15 protein-coding genes are annotated in these 17463 nt (G+C 60.4%); 7 read left to right on the top strand and 8 right to left on the bottom strand.

What is annotated here, in order from left to right; genetic code table 11:
• The first annotated feature begins 204 nt into the window (after window positions 1–204).
• The 6 genes from ACLD1X_RS16670 to ACLD1X_RS16695 all read left to right on the top strand — a co-directional run bounded on the left by ACLD1X_RS16670 (window position 205) and on the right by ACLD1X_RS16695 (window position 2968).
• Window positions 205–543: a DUF5629 family protein gene (locus ACLD1X_RS16670; protein WP_429369444.1), complete on the top strand. Its 339-nt coding sequence runs from the start codon at window positions 205–207 to the stop codon at window positions 541–543.
• Window positions 536–1705, top strand: coding sequence for a lactonase family protein (locus tag ACLD1X_RS16675; protein WP_429369446.1), 1170 nt, complete (start codon window positions 536–538; stop codon window positions 1703–1705). Before ACLD1X_RS16670 ends, ACLD1X_RS16675 begins: the two co-directional genes overlap by 8 nt.
• A gap of 156 nt (window positions 1706–1861) precedes the next feature.
• On the top strand, window positions 1862–2041 hold the full coding sequence (locus ACLD1X_RS16680; protein WP_007979950.1) for a hypothetical protein: 180 nt from the start codon (window positions 1862–1864) through the stop codon (window positions 2039–2041).
• Between the two features lie 219 nt (window positions 2042–2260).
• Complete coding sequence (locus tag ACLD1X_RS16685; RefSeq protein ID WP_429369448.1) at window positions 2261–2386, top strand: hypothetical protein; 126 nt, start codon at window positions 2261–2263, stop codon at window positions 2384–2386.
• Between the two features lie 115 nt (window positions 2387–2501).
• Window positions 2502–2714: a hypothetical protein gene (locus ACLD1X_RS16690; protein ID WP_429369450.1), complete on the top strand. Its 213-nt coding sequence runs from the start codon at window positions 2502–2504 to the stop codon at window positions 2712–2714.
• Complete coding sequence (locus ACLD1X_RS16695; protein ID WP_429369452.1) at window positions 2711–2968, top strand: hypothetical protein; 258 nt, start codon at window positions 2711–2713, stop codon at window positions 2966–2968. The genes ACLD1X_RS16690 and ACLD1X_RS16695 overlap by 4 nt, the downstream gene beginning before the upstream one ends.
• Before the next feature lie 117 nt (window positions 2969–3085).
• On the opposite strand, the gene ACLD1X_RS16700 is transcribed toward ACLD1X_RS16695, so the two are convergent.
• Genes ACLD1X_RS16700 through ACLD1X_RS16710 form a run of 3 tightly spaced genes read right to left on the bottom strand, consistent with a single transcriptional unit; the run spans window position 3086 to window position 8561 of the window.
• A complete protein-coding gene (locus ACLD1X_RS16700) occupies window positions 3086–3682 on the bottom strand; it encodes a glutathione S-transferase (RefSeq protein WP_429369454.1) in 597 nt (198 codons plus the stop codon).
• The gene (locus ACLD1X_RS16705) at window positions 3679–7320 is read right to left on the bottom strand and encodes an AAA family ATPase (RefSeq protein ID WP_429369456.1); all 3642 of its coding nucleotides are present in this window, start codon (window positions 7318–7320) and stop codon (window positions 3679–3681) included. Before ACLD1X_RS16705 ends, ACLD1X_RS16700 begins: the two co-directional genes overlap by 4 nt.
• Window positions 7317–8561, bottom strand: a complete 1245-nt coding sequence (locus tag ACLD1X_RS16710; protein WP_429369458.1) for an exonuclease SbcCD subunit D C-terminal domain-containing protein — start codon at window positions 8559–8561, stop codon at window positions 7317–7319. The genes ACLD1X_RS16705 and ACLD1X_RS16710 overlap by 4 nt, the downstream gene beginning before the upstream one ends.
• A gap of 97 nt (window positions 8562–8658) precedes the next feature.
• On the opposite strand from ACLD1X_RS16710, the gene ACLD1X_RS16715 reads away from it, so the two are divergent.
• Entirely contained in the window at window positions 8659–11550 is a 2892-nt protein-coding gene (locus ACLD1X_RS16715; RefSeq protein ID WP_429369459.1) for an RHS repeat-associated core domain-containing protein, read from the top strand.
• A gap of 23 nt (window positions 11551–11573) precedes the next feature.
• On the opposite strand, the gene ACLD1X_RS16720 is transcribed toward ACLD1X_RS16715, so the two are convergent.
• Genes ACLD1X_RS16720 through ACLD1X_RS16740 form a run of 5 tightly spaced genes read right to left on the bottom strand, consistent with a single transcriptional unit; the run spans window position 11574 to window position 17463 of the window.
• Window positions 11574–13223 carry a BatD family protein gene (locus tag ACLD1X_RS16720; protein ID WP_429369461.1) on the bottom strand — a complete coding sequence of 550 codons (1650 nt, stop codon included), beginning with the start codon at window positions 13221–13223 and terminating at the stop codon, window positions 11574–11576.
• A complete protein-coding gene (locus ACLD1X_RS16725) occupies window positions 13220–14956 on the bottom strand; it encodes a VWA domain-containing protein (protein ID WP_429369463.1) in 1737 nt (578 codons plus the stop codon). The genes ACLD1X_RS16720 and ACLD1X_RS16725 overlap by 4 nt, the downstream gene beginning before the upstream one ends.
• Window positions 14953–16035, bottom strand: coding sequence for a vWA domain-containing protein (locus tag ACLD1X_RS16730; protein WP_429369465.1), 1083 nt, complete (start codon window positions 16033–16035; stop codon window positions 14953–14955). Before ACLD1X_RS16730 ends, ACLD1X_RS16725 begins: the two co-directional genes overlap by 4 nt.
• Window positions 16028–16522, bottom strand: coding sequence for a DUF4381 domain-containing protein (locus ACLD1X_RS16735; protein WP_429369467.1), 495 nt, complete (start codon window positions 16520–16522; stop codon window positions 16028–16030). The genes ACLD1X_RS16730 and ACLD1X_RS16735 overlap by 8 nt, the downstream gene beginning before the upstream one ends.
• On the bottom strand, window positions 16519–17463 hold the full coding sequence (locus ACLD1X_RS16740) for a DUF58 domain-containing protein (protein WP_429369694.1): 945 nt from the start codon (window positions 17461–17463) through the stop codon (window positions 16519–16521). The genes ACLD1X_RS16735 and ACLD1X_RS16740 overlap by 4 nt, the downstream gene beginning before the upstream one ends.

The following is a 17463-nucleotide window of genomic DNA, read 5'->3' on the forward strand; positions in this document are numbered from 1 at the left end:
TTCAAGTTGCCGACGCAGATCTTTGTGGGGGAGGGAAGTGCAGCGATGGCACAAGCCATTCCGTGAAGTCCACGGTCAGTCGGGAGGCCAGGCAAAAAAACTGTGGCAGCGAGCCTGCTCGCGATGACGGTAGTCCAGTCAATATAGATGTTGACGGGTAGTCCGCCATCGCGAGCAAGCTCGCTCCCACAGGGAATGTGGCGCATGAGCTATCATTGCGGTTTTCCCACCCAAAGATTGACTGCCATGACTGCCGTAACCGACACCCTGCTCAATGCCCTCGAACACTGTGGAATGGTGGAAATCGACGGGCTGCATGCCTTCGAATTCGCCCTCGATGTCGAAGACAACCTGCATATCGAATGCATGGACGGCCGCGCGGCCAAGCACTGGGAGTTCACCCCGGCGCAGGTTCAGGCTGCGACATACGACGCCTCGCTGCAAAGCTGGTTGATCATCGGTGATTCGGGTGAACACCGTTTGGTCTGCCTGGGCGACGTCGTCAGCGGTGACAACGATGACGATGAAGCTGAGGATGAATAAACTCTGGCCGCTGCTGATGGCCGGCAGTATCGGTGCGATGGGCGTTCAGGCTGCGTCCGCCGACGACCATCAACTGCTTGTGGGTTCCTACACCGCGGGTCAAAGCCAGGGCATCTACCGCCTGGCTTTCGACAGCCGCACCGGGCAGATCGATGCCCGGCCCCTGCAAGTGATCAAAAGCCAAAACCCTTCGTGGCTGACCCTGTCGAAGGACCAGCGACGCCTGTTCGTGGTCAACGAAAACGGCCCCGGCCAGGCGGATCCGGTGGGGCGCGTCAGCAGCTACGCCATCGATCCCAAGACCCATGCACTGAGCCTGATCAACCAGGTGCAAAGCCTGGGCAACGAGCCGACTCATTCCAGTCTCAGCGTCGATGGCAGCTATCTGTTTGTCAGCAATTACTCGGTGGCCGAAGACCCGGGCGGCACCCTCGCGGTCGTGCCGGTGGCGGCCGATGGCAAGCTCAAACCGGTGGTGCAGATGAGCAGCCACCCGGCGAGCCGTGTCAATCCCGAGCGCCAGGCCTCGGCCCACGTGCATTCGACGATCCCGTCGCCGGACGGCAGATACGTGTTCTCCAACGACCTGGGCGCCGACAAGGTGTTTGCGTACCGCTTCGACCCCAAGGCCAACCCGGAGCTGCCATTGACCCCGGCCACCCCGGCATTCGTGCAGCTGCCGCCTGGTAGCGGACCCCGTCATCTGCTGTTCAGCGCCGATGGCAAACACGCTTGGCTGACCATGGAAATGAGCGCCCAGGTGGCGGTGTTCGATTACCACGACGGCACACTCGAGCAGACGCAGATGGTCGATCTGGCCGCCGGGCAACCGGTATCAGACAAGGCTGCGGCAGCGCTGCATGCCTCGGCCGACGGCAAATACCTCTACGTCAGCAACCGTGGCACGGCCAATCAACTGCTGGTGTTTGCCATTGATCCGGCCACCGGCCACCTCAACGAGCTGCAGCGCCGGGCGGTGGAGGGCGATCATCCGCGGGAGTTCAGCCTCGATCCGAGCGGCCGTTTCCTGTTGATCGCCAACCAGAAGAGCAACCGGATTGTCGTCGTCGAACGCGATGCCAAGACCGGCTTGCTGGGCAAGACCGTGCAAAAACTGCCGATGGACGCACCGAGCGACCTCGGGTTTCTGCTGCGTCAATAAGCCGCAGGCCCCGGTTCATGGGGCCTGTCTGCTTTTATCAATGACGCTGATATTTGGTAATGCTACAAAGCATTTCAAGGCATCAACCCTCGAGGGTTAAGTTTGCTTCACGGCCCCACCGGGCAAGCAAGCCAACTGAATCCGAGGAATACCGCCATGAACTTCAACATCTTCTCTGTCATCGCCGCATCCGCCATTTCTGCCACCGTTGCGCTGCCAGCCAGTGCCAACGTTGAAATCAGCGACAAAAAAGCCCACACCCAGAGCTACACCCAGAAGTATCTGCAACAGAGCGCCAACTTCTACGCCGCGCTGGATCACAAGACCCAAGCCTGAACGTTCACCCCCTGCCTTTATGCAGGAGCGAAGTCACTGTTGATCGAAGACCCTCCTGTTGAAAACCTGAGTGTCGAAAACGATCAGAGTGATGTCGCTCCTGCATAACGCATTTGCGACAGCATCAAATTGCTATCAATGCCGCGCTTGATATCACATCGCCACGAGTTTAAATTGACGCTGATTTTTTGACTCCTTCTCACGGCAAGGATCGGCAGCATGGTGACGCGTCTGGCATTGGTTCTTCTGTTTCTCTATTCCACCCCCATTTTGTCGGCAGCCGACCCTGTTCCGGGTGAGCCGGATGCTGCCCGCGAACGCTTGATGAGTTTTGTTGATGACTGAAATAGTCTGGCTTAATGATCAACGAGGCTGATGGTCACTATGGATAACCCTGAGTGGTTACCCAGGCTTTTTTGATCGATTCTGTGGGCATTGAAACATGCCTGCGGAGAACATCATGGCCAGCGCAATTCTCACTTCTGCCAAACACGGCGCCTATGTGGCGATCGGTCTTTACCTTGCCATGGTGCTGCTGGTCAGCCTTTCAGCCCAGTCGCAAACCAATTTCGAAGCACCGATCCAGGTCGCTCATCCCGGCATCCAGTTTGAACACCGTGCGCCAAGCGCGAGCGTTGATCAGGCTGAACTCGCGGGAGTCGTCGGCGCATGAAAGGGCACAGACTTTGGGTCATCGCTTTCCTGGCATTCATGACCAACGGATCCTCCCTGTTGGGGATCGGACAGGGCTCGGCGGGTTCAGTGGCACGGGCCATCGAAGCCAACCACAACATTGCCCGCAACATCGAAAACGCCAATGCCCAGGGCATGCTGGCCGGCAATCCGCCGATCAGGAGTGAGGGCGTGGCTTTCGGGCCGTTCCAGCTCGATTGCTCGGCCCTCGGGATGTGTGGGGTGCTGGCCTGAGTCGTCGGATACACCGCTGACCCTTGTAGGAGCCAGCCTGCTGGCGATGGTGGGTCAGGCACCACAGCGTCAACTGACACACCATCGCCAGCAAGCTGGCTCCTACAGGGGGGGCGCTTATTTCTTCATGATTGATGTGAACAGATCCGAGTCCAAGAGCCGCTGTAGCCACGCTTGCAAGCGCAGGTAAGGCGTCTGCCCGAACCATTCGCGATCCACATGTGCAAACTGCCGTACGAAGGGCATCAATGCGATATCAGCCAGGCTTGGATGGCTCGCCAGCAGGTAGTCACGGCCCTCCAGTAACGCTTCCAACCTTTGTAAAAACACCTCGCCTTCAGCGCGATAAACCTCCATCGGCTGCTCGGGATAACGTTCGGCGTACTTGTAGCGATTCAGGTGCACCTTGAACACCTGATCGTTGTGTTCGAGCAGAGGGGCGATCTGTGCCGCTGCGTCTGGATCAGCCTTGAGCAACCAGTCCTGCGGATCGTTCTGCGCCAGCGCCCAGCGCATGATGTCGAGGCTTTCGTCGATCACCCGGCCATCGGCGTTCAGGACCGGCACCGTGCCTTTGCCCGACAGTGCAAGCATCTCGGCGGGCTTGGCCTTCAGGCTGACTTCGACGATGTCCACGGCCACTCCCGAATAACGCACGGCCATGCGTGCGCGTATGGCGTACGGGCAGCGGCGGAAGGAATACAGCCTGTTCATTTCACCTCCAGGGTGCTCAGGCCGTTGCCCTGGCGGCGGACCTGGATCTGCACCGGAATCCGTTCATGCATTTCCTGTACGTGGGAAATCACCGCGACCTTGCGGCCCTGGGCTTGCAAGCCGTCGAGGGCGTCCATGGCCAGTTGCAGGGATTCCGGATCGAGGCTGCCAAAGCCTTCGTCAATGAACAGCGACTCGATTTTCAACGTGCTGGACGCCATCGACGCCAGGCCCAGGGCCAGCGCCAGCGATACCAGGAAGGTCTCGCCACCGGACAGCGAGTGCACCGAACGCAATTCGTCGCCCATCTCGGTGTCCATCACCAGCAACCCGAGCATGCTGCCGCCGCGTTTGAGGCGATAGCGGCGCACCAGTTGGCGCAATTGCACGTTGGCGTGGTGCACCAGCAGGTCGAGGTTGTAGGCCTGGGCGATCTTGCGGAAGGTGTCGCCGGTGGCGGAGCCGATCAGCGCATTCAAGCGTGCCCAGCGTTGATACTCGTTGTAGGCGTCGGCGATTTGCTGCGCCAGGGCCTGATTGGCGTTCTGCCGGCGCTGGTCCTCGGCCTGTTCGGCGCGCAGTTCGGCACAGTGTTGCTCGCTGGTGGCCGCCAGGTTTTGCAGGTCGACCAGTGCGCCAGCCAGTTGTTCTGCGTCAAGGTTGCCGTTGTGCTGTGCTTGATGTTCGAGCAGACGCTGATCCCGTTCCTGCAACAGCACCCTGGATTGCTCGATGGCTTTTTCGCTCTGCTGCAAGCGTTGGCGCAGTTCGCTGAGCTGTTGCTCGCTGACGCTCAACAGCTCGTGCAGTCCGTCGTCGTCCAGTTCCGGATGTTGCGCGCGCCAGTCGGCGATCCTGGCGCTCAGCTCGCGGTCTTCGCTTTCCAGGGCTTGCGCGCGCTCCTGTTGCGCCTTGAGTTCGGCGGCCAGTTGCACCAGCTCCGTACGCACGCTTTGCAGTTCCTGACTGGCGGTTGCTTCGGCATTGCGTGCCTGCTCGACGGCTTGATCCAGTTGCTGTTGCCATTGTTCAGCGCTGGCGTGTTCGCCCAGCAGTTGCGCCAGTTTTTCCTGGCAAGCCTGTTGCTGTACTGCCAGCGCGGTGAATTGCTGCTGCGCAATGTCCAGTTGTTGGGCGCGGGTCTGCTGTTGGTACTGTTCTTTGTCCAGCGTCTGCTGGCGCTGTTGCTGTTCGCCGAGTTCATCGCGCTGCTGGTCGAGTTGTTGCAGGCGCTGGGCGATCTGCCGGTCGAGCTGCATGAAGGTCGCGGCGGGTTCATTGCGCAGTGCTTGCAGCGTCTCGGCTGGCAGCAGGGTGCTGAACGCCGTCAGTTCTTCGTCCAGGCGTTGGCGGTCGCTGCTCAATTCCCGTTGCTGGTCGAGCAGGTGCTGTGTCGCCTGCTGGTTGGCCGTTTCGGCGCTGCGCAGTTGCTGCGTCAGGCGCGCAGCATCCTGTTGCAGGGTGAGCAGGGCGGTTTGCCGTTGTTCGTCCTGTGCAATGCTCTGGTTCAACTGGCTGCTTTGTTGCGCCAGCCAGGCATCGCGCTTGTCTGCATCGTGGACCAACAGTTGCGGGGACAGCGGGTGTGTCTCAAGGCTCGGCGCCAGGCTTTGTTGCTGAGTCGCGAGCTGTTCCTGCTGGCGCAGCAGTTCTTTTTGCTGGGCAATCACGCCGCCGACTTCGGCACGCAAATCGGTGAGTTTTTCCTTGAGCAGGTCCACGGCTTTCTGGGCATTGGCCTGTTCGCTTTCATCGTGGCGGCCCAGGCTTTGCAGCAAGGCTTCGGGCTGGTGATAAGGATGGTCCGGACTGCCGCAAACCGGGCACGGCTGATCGTCCTGCAACTGCGCACGCAGTTCCTCGACGCTCTCACTGCGCGCCAGACGCTGACGTTCCAGCAGTTCGCGGGTGACGGTCAGGGTCTGTTCGGCGACGGTCAGTTCAGTCTTGGCCTTCACACCGTCCTGGGTCAGACGCTCCCGCTCTTGCTGCGCCGCGAGCTGGCGCTGCTGTAGCTCGGCACCGAGCTTGTCCAGATCCTGCTGGCTGGCCCAAAGCCGCGTCAGCTCTTCCACGGCCCGCAGTTGTTTGCGGTTGTCCTGTAGCAGGCTGCCGAGAATCCGGATCTGCTCGGCCACCGCTTCGGGCTCGGCCCCGGCCTCTTTGTACAGCACCTCGAGGCTCTGACGCTGTGCGGTCAGTTCTTCGGCGGCGCGTGCGGCGTTTTGCTCCAGGGTGGCCAGTTCGACCTGGCCCTTGTTCAAGCGATTACCGATCAGCATCAGTTGTTGCAGACGATCACGGTAGGCGTTCCAGGCATCGCTCAGCGGCGCCAGATGAGTGCTCTGTTCAAGTTCACCGGCAATCCGTTGCAAACGCTCGGCGACTTGGGTCTGCTGGTCGAGCAAACCCTGGATCGTGCTTTGCCCCTGAGTGCAGGCCAGTTCTGCCTGCTGCTTGAGCTCGGCGCCAAGGCTGGCTTCCTTGACCAGGCGGGCGAGGCTGCTCTGCTCTTCGAAGGCCTGGCGCAGCAACGGCGCGCTGTGGCTGTGTTGGCCCTGTGCCGCGGCCAGTGCTGTTTTCGCCGCGCTCAGGCTGTGTTCGAGCTGAACCTGACGCTCATTCAGTCCGGATTGCTGTTGAACATGCTGTTGAATGTGTGCAGCCAGCGGTGTGAGCTGGGCGGACAGTTCGGCTTTACGCGCGAACTGGTGCCGCTGCGGGGCCAGTTGCTCCAGGCGTGTCAGCTTCAAGCGCTCGCCGGTCAGGCCGTCCCAATGTTGTTGGGCCGATTGCAATTGTTCGGTTGCGCTCTGTTGTGCGTCCTGCAACTGCTGCAAGACCTTGAGCCAGGTGTGTTGCAGCTCCACCTGTTTGAGCTGCGCCTGTCGGGTTTTAAGTTGCCGCTGGGCTTCATTGAAGCGCTCATCGAGCTCGGCTCGGGCTTCAGGCGACAGTGGCGTCACCCCGCTGGCCTGGTCCTGCAGCAACTTGTGAGCCTCGCGAGCCTCCTTGGTCTTGTCGAAGGCCCGACGACCCAGACGCGTGTAGAGCGCCGTGTCAGTGAGTTTTTCCAGCAGCTCGCTACGGTCGTTGTCGTCGGCCTTGAGGAATGCGCTGAACTCGCTTTGCGCCAGCAGCACGGCGCGGGTGAATTGTTCGAAGTTCAGCCCCAGCGCGGCTTCGAGCTGAGTCTTGTATTCGCCTTTCTGGCTGGCGAGCAATTGATCCTGATCGATGTCACGCAAGCTCTGGCGGCTGGCCTGCAGCTTGCCGGCGGCCTTGTCCCGAGCGCGATTGGCTTCCCAGCGGGCGCGATAACGACGGCCGTCGACGCCGACGAAATCCACTTCCGCATACCCTTCACCTGTGCCACGACGCAGCAGGGTGCGCGGGTCGCCGGTGCCGATTTCGCCGTCGGCGTCCGGTACCTTGGCATCGCGGCCGGTGTTGTTCAGTCGTGGCACGGCACCAAACAGCGCCAGGCACAGGGCATCGAGCAGGGTGCTTTTTCCGGCACCGGTCGGCCCGGTGATGGCGAACAGTCCGGCACTGGCCAGGGGTTCGGCGGTAAAGTCGATTTCAAACGGCCCGGCCAGCGAGGCGAGGTTCTTCAGGCGGATCGCGAGGATTTTCATGGCTGTTCGCTCTCCATCTGCACGTCCTGCAACAGCTCGGCGAAGTCCTTGAGGGTCTGCTCGTCGACCTCGCTCCCATAGTTGTCCTGCCAGGCGCGACTGAACAGTTCATGAGGCGTGAGCTGGTCCAGCTCGATCAGTGTGTTGCCGTCCTCGACGCCGTCACGGCGGCCATTACCTGCGTATTCCGCGGCGATGCGCACCAGGCGCACGGCCTTGCCTTGCAGGGCGGTTTCCACTTGGTTGCGCAGGTCGGGTTGCGGTTCATCGAGGCGCACCCGCACCTCCAGCCACGGCTGGCGCTGGATGTCGGCCAGCAGATCGATGTCCGGCAGATCCGCCAGCTGCAGCAGGATCTCGCTCAACGGCGCCGGGCCGATGCGTTGCAGGTTGACCGAACGGGGGATCAGCTTCGGCTCGACGCTGACCAGGGTTTCGCCGTCGAGTGTGATGTCGAGAATCTGGTGCTGATAGCTGATCTCGGAGAACGACAGCGGAATCGGCGAACCGCTGTAGCGGATGCGCTCCTCGCCGTTGACCTTCTGCGGTTTGTGCAGGTGGCCGAGGGCAACGTAGCTGATACTCGGTCCGAACAGGCTGGCAGGCAGGGCTTCGGCGTTGCCGATGATCAGGCTGCGCTCGGAGTCTTCCGACACCGATCCGCCCGCCATGTGCGCGTGGCTGATGGCGATCAGCGCCTGGCCTTTCTTGCGCTTTGCGTTCGCTGCCTCGATCAGCCATTCATGGACCTGGCCAATGCCACGCAGGTAGTTGTCGCCCAGATGCGCGCCGGTGACTTCGGCTGGGCGCAGGAACGGCAGCGCCAGGCACCAGGCGACGGTTTTGCCCTTGGCGTCCGGCAGCGGCAACAGCAGGCGCTCGGCATCCAGTTGCCCGTCATCGAGCCACAGCACACGACCGAGCGCATGGGTGCGCAGGCGGCGCATCAACGGCGCGGGCAGCTCGATCCGCGAGCCGGAATCGTGGTTGCCGGCAATCATCACGATGGTCAGCAACGGCTGCTGTTCATGGGCGCTGACGATGAAGTCGTAGAGGCGTTCCTGGGCTTTGACCGGCGGATTGACCGTGTCGAAGATATCGCCGGCAATCAACAGCACATCCGGCTGATCGAGCTTCAATTGACGCAGCAGCCAGTCGAGAAAACAGCCGTGTTCGAAATCGCGATCCTGGCCGTGCAGGTTCTGCCCAAGGTGCCAGTCGGAGGTGTGAAACAAGCGCAAGGCGGACTCCGCTACAAAATAGGTAATGGCCGCGTGAAAAATGAAGGCGGCGAAGGGGGGGAGTTTACTGGCAAAAGCGCTTGACGGGATCAACCAAATGTTTGAGCAGAAAGTCTTTTGCGATGCGTTCGAAGTACGGAGGGGGCGATGGTTTCGCCGTTTTGTGATTTTTGGCCCCAGGCGACCTGTTATTTCTGACAGTAGCGGCAGTATTTATACTCATGCTATAGAAGTGCGCATGAACAATACCTTTTTGGACCGTGCCACACCCAAGTTGAGGGCCATTGATCCTCGTGGTGGTGTTTGCCGTGAAATTGGCTACTGCCGCTCGCAAGCCAATCAGGTGCCAGAACGACGAATCACACGTTTTTGTTGCGATTTGATGGGGCGTGAAATCACCAGTTGGGATCCTAGGCTATGGGCGAAAGTAGAGTTGGGGAATACACTCGCGGCCAATTTAATTCGGGTCCGCAGTTTGTCCGGCGCCGAACTGCTTACAGATAGTGTTGATGCAGGTTGGCGTGTGACATTGTTTGGGAGTGCTTGCAGGGAGTACCATCTTTGGGATAGTCGCAGTAGTGAATTTCAGTACTCCTACGATTTTCTACTTCGACTGATTGCAGTGCGGGCGTCCACAAAAGATGAACAAGAAAAAATAGTTGAGCGGTTTTTTTATGGGGGTACGGGGGAGGGCGAAATATTTCGAAATCAGGGCGGCCGTCTTGTTTGCCATGATGATGAGGCAGGCACGTTGCGTTTCACCCGATATTCACTGAATGGCCACCTGCTGGAAGAATCCAGGCAATTTATGGCGAGCCTGGATACCTCCGATTGGTCGTCCGACTTGTCTTTGCGTGACAAGTTATTGGCGGATGAATGCTTTATCTCAACGTTTCGTTATTTTGCGTCGGGTGAGTTGCGCGCTAAAGTTGATGCGTTGGGCAATACGCAAAATTTCGATTATACGGAATCTGGTGAGTTGCGAAATGTACAGCTTCAAACGTCTGGTGGTGATCGAAAAACATGCACTTTAGTTAGTGATATGCGCTATAACGCCCAAGGGCAGATTGAGAGTGAGCACTTAGGGTGCGGTGCAAATGTCGTCGCTGAATATGATCCTGAAAACAGCCGACTGAGTCGACTTGTCGTCGGTCGCGGCTTCTCGAGGATCTTGCAAGACTTACGATATGTCTATGATCCGGTTGGCAATATCTTGCATATAGAAAACGCTGCTCAGCCGATAAGCTTTTATAAAAATCAGAAAGTAGAGCGGGTTAGCTTTTATCAGTACGACAGCCTCTACCAACTTATTTTAGCAATAGGTCGTGAAATAGGTTCCCCAATGTTTGGACCTCAATTGCCGGCGTGGCAAAAAGTGCCTATTGATCCGAATTGTTTGCGCAGTTACACGCAAAGTTTCGAATATGACAAATCGGGAAATCAGCGAGTTCGATATCACAGCAATTCGCCAACAGTCAGGATGGCGGTTTCCGAGTTTGGCAATCGGAGCTTGGGTCAATACGAGGATGGCTCACTGCCGGCCGAGCAGGAAATCGCTCAGGGATTTGACGCAAACGGGAACCAGCATGAGCTTACTCGTGGCCAACGAATGTCGTGGAATGTTCGTAATCAACTGCAAAAGGTTACTCTGGTCAAGCGTGAGAGTGGTAGTAATGACGAAGAACGATATTATTACGATGGTACGGGGCGACGTGTGAGGAAAGTGCACATGACGCAGGTCGGAGACCGGATCATGTTGGCTCAGGTGTTTTATCTTCCTGGCCTTGAGATCCATAGATGTGAACGTCGCGAACATCATGTGGTGGATATCGATCTAGGAAGATGTCGTGCTCGGATAATGCAGTGGGCGCAAGATCCACCAGTTGGAGTCACTAACGATCAAATAACCTATTGCTTGAAAGATCATCTAGGGTCAAGCACTCTCGAGCTTGACGGGTGTGGCGGGCTGAGTAGTCAGGAAAGTTACTATCCGTTTGGTGGGACTGCATGGCATAGCAGTAGAAGTGAGGAAGCATCAAAGTACAAAGCAATCCGGTACTCGGGCAAGGAACGCGATGCTACAGGGCTTTATTATTATGGTTTCAGATATTACGCCACTTGGTTATGTCGCTGGATAAGTCCGGATCCGTCCGGTACGGTGTATGGTCAAAACCTCTATGCGATGGTTGAAAATCGACCTACTTCACTCACTGATGTCGATGGTTTGAAGCCGGGCATTGCGGATGCTGTGAGTCATTCTTTTCAACATACGAATCTGAAGGCGAGGTTTGACCGGTTGGATCAAAAAAGTCAAGCCGCGCGCCGCTTCATACAGGAAAAATTTGAGCCGCCGGACTTCGACCCTGAATCTCATTTGATCAGTTCTACATACTTCCATTATGAGGGTGGCCAACGCTATGAAAGTTGGTTTGTAAATGAGTTTCGCGAAGAAATCTGGGTTTTCAAGGAAAACTATAAGACCACGCCGCCGGGGAATGACAATGCAAGCGCTGGTCGTGCGGTTGAATTTTATGCTAATGATGTTGCGCGGTATCAGTATGAGATTGTCGCTAATCAGCTTGGTTTTTTCGGTAGGTTGCCCTCGATTATAAAAAGGGAGAATGTTCTGAATTATAAAGCACTCGCCAATACGGTAAGCAGTGCAAATGAAATGGAAGATTTAAGTGCCGTTTTTTTCACTAAAACACCGAACGGAAAAAGTACAAGTCGAATAATCGAAGATTTCGATCTGGAAGCCGTCAGTGTGGAAAAAATCAAAAGGTCAGGTGGGGCAATTGATTTCCTGATTCATGTGCAGCCTAAAAGTATTCAGCGAGCGGAACCGAAAGAATTCACGGCGAGCCCGCAAAGGGGGTCGCCAGATCGCGATGACGTAGCGGCAAGATTTGAGTTCTTCGGATTCGAGCCGTTAAAAGGGTCATTCCGCAGAGGATCTATCGATATGACCCACTTCGATCGTTACTGGTGATCCTGCATACATGCCAGCTTTCCTTACTTCGGATAAAGCGGCGGCAACCCACTGTCGCCGACCGGATCCTGAACCCGTTCGGCCATCGGGATCGCCTTGATCGCCCGCCACAATTCGTCGCCTTGCCAATGCTGGCCGGTTTCGCTGTACAGCGCGCCGTTCAGGCCGTCGAGGGCGTCGGACAGCGGCACGAAGCGGGCGGCCATGTCGGCCAGGGTTTCCGGCTGTTGGCGGGCCCAGGCGTCGAGGGCCTGGCGGGTGGCGTGGGAGTCGTTGGCGTGGCAGGCGCGCTTGAGGTCGTCGAGCACGGTGCGCGGGCTCGGGCCGGGTTGAGTGACACGCATCACCGCCGGTTGCCAGCGGCCGCGCCACCAGAGGCCGAAGCCGAGCAGGGTGGTGCAGGCCAGAATCAGGGTGCTGAGCTTCCAGTGCCAGAGTGCCTGGCTGTCGGCGCTGGCATCGACCGGTAACGCACCGGCCGGGGTATCGACCACCAGGCTTGGATTGGTCGCTACGTGCAGCGTGCGTGCGGGCAGGCTGCTGTGTTCCAGATGGTCTTCGAAGGTGTTCCACCAGACCACGTCGACGGTGGGCAACTCGATGGCACCGGTCCTTGTCGGCACCAGGGCCTCGCGGTCTTCACGACTGCCGACCAGGCCGCGGTCGCTGTTCTGGTTACCGAGCACCGGTTGATCCGGGTAGCGGCGCAGACCGCCGACTTCGGTGCCGGCCAGCGGTGGCAGTTGGCTGCTGGACAAGCCTTCGGCCTTCACCGTCAGGCTGCGGGTCAACGAATCGCCAACCAGGGCATGATCCGGCTCCGGGTTCCAGCTTTCGCTCAGGGTCAGGCTGCGCGCAGGCAGCCAGGGGGCGTCGGTCGGATAGGTGATGGGCTTGGCCTTGACCGTCAACAGCAGTTCGGCGGAGGTCACGCGCATCAGCTTGCCGGATTTTGGCCCCTGGGCGGTGTCCTGTACCGGTTGTGCATCGACCAGTGCGGCGTTGAAGACCTGCGCCGGAATGATCAGTTCGCCGCTGTGTTGCGGGTAGATCGCGTAGCGCATTTCGATCACGCCATGACGCAGGCCATCGATGTCTTTCTCGTAGGTGCGTGAGTCGCCCAATTGTTCGATACGCGCATCAGCTATCTGCAAGGGCGGCAGGCTGCTGTCGTCGTACAGCGACACCGAATGGTAGATACGCAGGGTCAGGATCGCCTGGGCCTGAACGTACACGCTGGATTGATCGAGGCTGGCATCGATGAACACTGCGGCCCGTTTGTTCGGGTTGTCCGGTGTTTCGCTCTCGACCACTTGCAGGGTGATCGGCTGGCTCTGCAGTTCGCCCAGTTGCAGTGGCGGAATCACCACGCTGCCGTTTTGCCGGGGCAGGAGGGTGACGATCCAGCGGGTGGTGGCCCGGTTTTCGCCGCTGAGGGTGTTCAACTGGTTGACCTGGCGTGTGCCGCGCACTTCGAACAGCGGCTCCAGCGGTGTCATGTCGGGTTTACCGAACTGTGTCACGTCGGTGGATTCCAGGGTCAGCTCGACCGTTTCGCCGGAGCTCAGGCGACTGCGGTCCACACTGGCGACCAGCTCTGCTGCCTGCACTTGAGCGGTGCAGAACAACAGGCCGTGCAACAGCGCGAGCAATAATACGGTGAAGCGGGTCATCGAGTTTTTTCCTGATCCTGATGTTGTTGCTGTTCGTACCAGAATTTGCGCCGCAGCAGTTCGCCCGGGTCGTCCGGGATCTGCCGCAACCACTGCTCCAGTGCCTGACGCTGCTCACCTTCGATGCTGTCGGTGGCCGGGCGCAGGGGCGGCGTCGTGTGCTGCTCGTCACCCAGTTCGCTGCCCGGCACTTCGTTGGTTCCGGACTTGTGTGGCGACGTTGGCGGGTGCTCGGCGTCGGTACCCGCCTGCGGTTCCTGCGCCTGCGGCTCGCCGTTGTCCGAAGGCTGCGTCGTGGCCCCGGGCGGTGTTTGCTGCTCGTTGGCCTGGGGTTCTTCGCTGGCGGCCGGCTCCGGGGCGGGCGGGGTGTTCTTCTGCTTGAGCAATTCTTCCACCAGCGCCTTGTTGGTCAGTGCCGGGCGCAAATCCGGTTGGCGTTCCAGTGCCTGTTCATAGGCGTCCAGGGCGGCCTCCAACTCTCCACTTTTGGCCAGGGCATTGCCTCGATTGTAGTGGGCATGGGCATCGTTGCCTTCGGCAAACCGCTCGGCGGCGCCGGCGTAGTCTCCGGCTTCGTAGAGCGCCAGGCCTTGCCACTGATGGTCTTCGAAGCGCCGCGCGGCCTCGGCCGGACGCTTGAGTTTGAGTAATTGCACACCTTGCTGATCAGGACGCAGCCACAGGTCGGCGAGGTCGAAGGCGTAGCCGGGTTGAGGCAACGCCAGCAGCAGTAGCGGCAGGCAGAGCAGCCAGCCGCGACGTCCCGCGCAGGCCGCGAGCAGCAACAGTGGTAGCAGCAGCCAGTAACCCTGGTCGGCCCAGGCGTCGAGGATCAGCGTCTGGCCGTCATTACGCAAGTGACGCGGGCCGTCGAGCAGGCCAAGGGCGCGCAGGTCGCTGTCGTCCAGGCGGGCGTTGCGATAGCGTCCGTCGAGGTCGTGGGCGAAGCCTTTCAGGCCGGGCTCGTCCAGGCGCGGTACGAGGATCGCGCCTTGTTCGTCCTTGAGGAAGCTGCCGTCCTCCTGGGTGATCGGCGAGCCTTCGGCGGTGCCGATGCCGAGCATCAGCCATTGCGTGGATTTGCCCGCCATTGCACGACGAATCCCCAGGCGTTCCTCTTCCGTCAGGGACGAGCCGATCAGCAGGATCCGCCCGTCACCGAGTGCGCCTTGCTCCAGCAGGGCCAAGGCCTTGGCTACTGCCAGGTCGGCGCGCTGGCCGGCCTCGGGCATCAACGACGGCTTGAGGGCATCGAGCAGGTTGCGGCTGGTGGACAGGTCGTCGGAGAGCGGCACCAGCGTATGCGCACTGCCGGCGTAGACGACGATCGCCGTCTGGGCATCGCTGCGCACCTGCAGCAGGTCGAACAGCTTGCGCCGGGCCTGTTCCAGCCGATTGGGCGCGACGTCGGTGGCGAGCATTTGCGGGGTCAGTTCAAGGATCACCACCAGCGGGTCGGCGGGCTTCTGGCTGGTTTGTTCGATGCGCTCCCAACCCGGGCCCAGCAACGCGAGCACGGCCAACAGCCACGCCACGCCGAGCGCGACCCAGGGCAATTTACTGTCACGTCCGCTGCCACCGCTGAGCAGTGCGGCATGAAAGGCTGGAGGCAGAATCATCTGCCAGCGCCCGGCGCGCTTCTTGCGGTGCCAGAGGTGCCAGAGCAACCAGCCAAGCACCGGCAGCAACAGCAGCCACCAGGGGCGGAACCAGTAAGGCCACAGCGCACTCATCGGCGCCTCCGCAGACGCAGGCGCTTGAGACGCTGGCGCCAGTCCGGCAGCAATTGGGTTTGCAAAAACAGATCCTTGGTAAACAGGCGTTGCAACGGGTTGTCCGGCCAGAGAACCGGGGCCACCAGCAGCATGCTCAACAGCAGTGCCAGCGCCAGGGGCCATTGATACAGCGCCTGGGCCGGACGGGCCTGGGTCGGTTGCTGGGCCACGGGTTCCAGTTGATCGAGGGTTTGCTTGATCGCTTGCAGTTCCTTGCCATCGTGGGCGCGGAAATACCGGCCGCCGGTGGCTTCGGCGATGGCCTTCAGGGACGGCTCGTCCAGGTCCAGGCTCGGATTGACGCCGAGGAAACCCACGGTGCCGCTTTGCTCCGGATCGGCACCGATGCCGATCGGGTAGATTTTCACGTCTTCCCTGGCCGCCAGTCGGGCGGCGGTGAGCGGATCGATTTCACCGGCATTGTTGGCCCCGTCGGTGACCAGGATCAGCACGCGGCTCTGCGCCGGGCGTTGGCGCAGGCGCTTGAGGGCAAGGCCGATGGCATCGCCGATGGCGGTGTTTTTGCCGGCAATGCCGATGCGTGCCTCGTCGAGCCAGACGCGCACGGTGTGGCGGTCGAAGGTCAGCGGCGCCTGCACGTAGGCCTGGCTGCCGAACAGGATCAGGCCGACCCGGTCACCTTCGCGACTTTCGAGAAAGTCTCCGAGCAGATGCTGGACCAGCGAAAGGCGACTGACGTCTTCGTCCTGCCACTGCATGTCGGGAAAATCCATCGAGCCCGAAACGTCCACCGCGACCAGCAAGTCGCGGCCACTGGCGGCGATCGGTAACGGTTCACCCAGCCACTGCGGGCGCGCGGCGGCCATCAGCAGCAGCAACCACAGCAGAATGAACGGCGACTGTTGGCGCCAGGCCGGCAGGTTGGCGCGGGCGCGGCGGCCGGCGAGGCCCTCCAGGTCGCTTAGAAAACTGACCTTGAGCGCCGGTTCGCCACTGTCGGCGACCGGCAAGACGAGGCGCATCAACCACGGCAAGGGCAACAGGGCGAAGATCCACGGCCAGGCGAACTCAAACATGCTTGCGAATCCATGTTTCGACGGACTGGGTCAGGCCGGCGATGGCCTTGTCATCGAGTTTGCATTCGGGTTTGTAGGCGCCTTCGACGAGCACCATCCAGCGGGTCAGGCCGGCTGCCGGGCAGCGGTTGTCGAGGAACGCCAGCCATTTGCGGCCGTTGAGGGTATGGCTCTGGCTGTAGGGATAGTGGTTGCGGCACAGGCGCTTGAGCAAGCCGTTGAGTTGCTGCAGCCAGGCACCGGCCGGCGCGCCGTCGTACGGCTTGGGCATCAGCGCCAATTCGGCCAGTGCGGCCAGGCGAACCGGGTCCAGCGGCTGTTCGGCGCGCACCACGGGGCGTTTGCGGGGAATGAAACGGCGCAGGTTCCACAGCCCGAAGCCGAGCAGCGGCAGCAACAGCAACAGTAACCACCAGCCCGGCGCAGGCGGCCAAAACTCGACCGGCGGCGGAGAAATCAGCGGTTGCAGTTGTTCCAGCCCGTTCATCGACCTTTCCCCGGTTTCTGTGGGTTCAGGTACTCGCGCAGTTGTTCGACCATCTCGCTCTGGGTACTCAGGGGCATCAGCAAGACGCCCAGCTTCTGCGCGAGCAGCTCCCAGCGTGCGATGCGTGCTTCGGCCTGGGCCCGGTAAGTCTGGCGCAGTTCGAAATTCAGCGTGTCGAGCTCCAGTTGCGCACCGCGTTCGGCGAAACGCAACAGGCCAGCGGCGGGCAAGGCATGATCCAGCGGATCGGACAACGGCAGCAGCAACAGGTCGCAATGGCGCGATAGCAGGCTCAGCTGCTGCTCGGCACTTGCCGAAAGGGCGCGTTCGTCGCAGATCACGATCACCAGGCTGCCCGGGCGTGACACTTCCCGGGCGCGGCGCAGGGCGATACCGAAGGCGTCACGGTCCGGCTCGACTTCACTGTTGAGCGACTGATTGACCCGCACCAGCCGATTGAGCAACTGCAGCAGGCTTTGCTTGCTGCGCCGAGGCTTGATTTCGTAGTGCACGTTGTCGCCGTACACCAGCCCGCCGACCCGATCGTTGTGGCCCAGGGCTGCCCAACCGATCAGGCTCGCGGCCTGTGCGGCGAGTACCGACTTGAACATCTGGCCCGAGCCGAAAAACAGCCGGCGGCTTTGTTCGACCATGATGAAAATCGGCCGCTCGCGTTCTTCGTGGAACAGCTTGGTGTGTGGCTCCTGGGTGCGCGCCGTGACGCGCCAGTCAATGGTGCGCACATCGTCGCCGGCCTGATAGACCCGCACCTGGTCGAAGTCGACGCCGCGGCCGCGCAATTTGGAGTGGTGCAGGCCAATCAGCGGGCTGCGCTGGCTCGGCGTGGAAAACAGCTGCACTTCGCGCACGCGATGACGCATCTCGATCAGGTCGGCGAGGCTGACACGGATGCCCGGCTCGGGCGGCAGGCTGGCGTTCAT

It is taken from the genome of Pseudomonas sp. 18173 (genome assembly GCF_050432945.1).
Lineage (GTDB): Bacteria > Pseudomonadota > Gammaproteobacteria > Pseudomonadales > Pseudomonadaceae > Aquipseudomonas.

Coding starts and splice junctions, on each gene's coding strand:
- ACLD1X_RS16735 (WP_429369467.1), bottom strand. CDS start 16,522: ATGAACGGGCTGGAACAACTGCAACCGCTGATTTCTCCGCCGCCGGTC.
- ACLD1X_RS16680 (WP_007979950.1), top strand. CDS start 1,862: ATGAACTTCAACATCTTCTCTGTCATCGCCGCATCCGCCATTTCTGCC.
- ACLD1X_RS16715 (WP_429369459.1), top strand. CDS start 8,659: ATGTTTGAGCAGAAAGTCTTTTGCGATGCGTTCGAAGTACGGAGGGGG.
- ACLD1X_RS16740 (WP_429369694.1), bottom strand. CDS start 17,463: ATGAACGCCAGCCTGCCGCCCGAGCCGGGCATCCGTGTCAGCCTCGCC.
- ACLD1X_RS16700 (WP_429369454.1), bottom strand. CDS start 3,682: ATGAACAGGCTGTATTCCTTCCGCCGCTGCCCGTACGCCATACGCGCA.
- ACLD1X_RS16720 (WP_429369461.1), bottom strand. CDS start 13,223: ATGACCCGCTTCACCGTATTATTGCTCGCGCTGTTGCACGGCCTGTTG.
- ACLD1X_RS16705 (WP_429369456.1), bottom strand. CDS start 7,320: ATGAAAATCCTCGCGATCCGCCTGAAGAACCTCGCCTCGCTGGCCGGG.
- ACLD1X_RS16675 (WP_429369446.1), top strand. CDS start 536: ATGAATAAACTCTGGCCGCTGCTGATGGCCGGCAGTATCGGTGCGATG.
- ACLD1X_RS16685 (WP_429369448.1), top strand. CDS start 2,261: ATGGTGACGCGTCTGGCATTGGTTCTTCTGTTTCTCTATTCCACCCCC.
- ACLD1X_RS16670 (WP_429369444.1), top strand. CDS start 205: ATGAGCTATCATTGCGGTTTTCCCACCCAAAGATTGACTGCCATGACT.
- ACLD1X_RS16730 (WP_429369465.1), bottom strand. CDS start 16,035: ATGTTTGAGTTCGCCTGGCCGTGGATCTTCGCCCTGTTGCCCTTGCCG.
- ACLD1X_RS16695 (WP_429369452.1), top strand. CDS start 2,711: ATGAAAGGGCACAGACTTTGGGTCATCGCTTTCCTGGCATTCATGACC.
- ACLD1X_RS16725 (WP_429369463.1), bottom strand. CDS start 14,956: ATGAGTGCGCTGTGGCCTTACTGGTTCCGCCCCTGGTGGCTGCTGTTG.
- ACLD1X_RS16690 (WP_429369450.1), top strand. CDS start 2,502: ATGGCCAGCGCAATTCTCACTTCTGCCAAACACGGCGCCTATGTGGCG.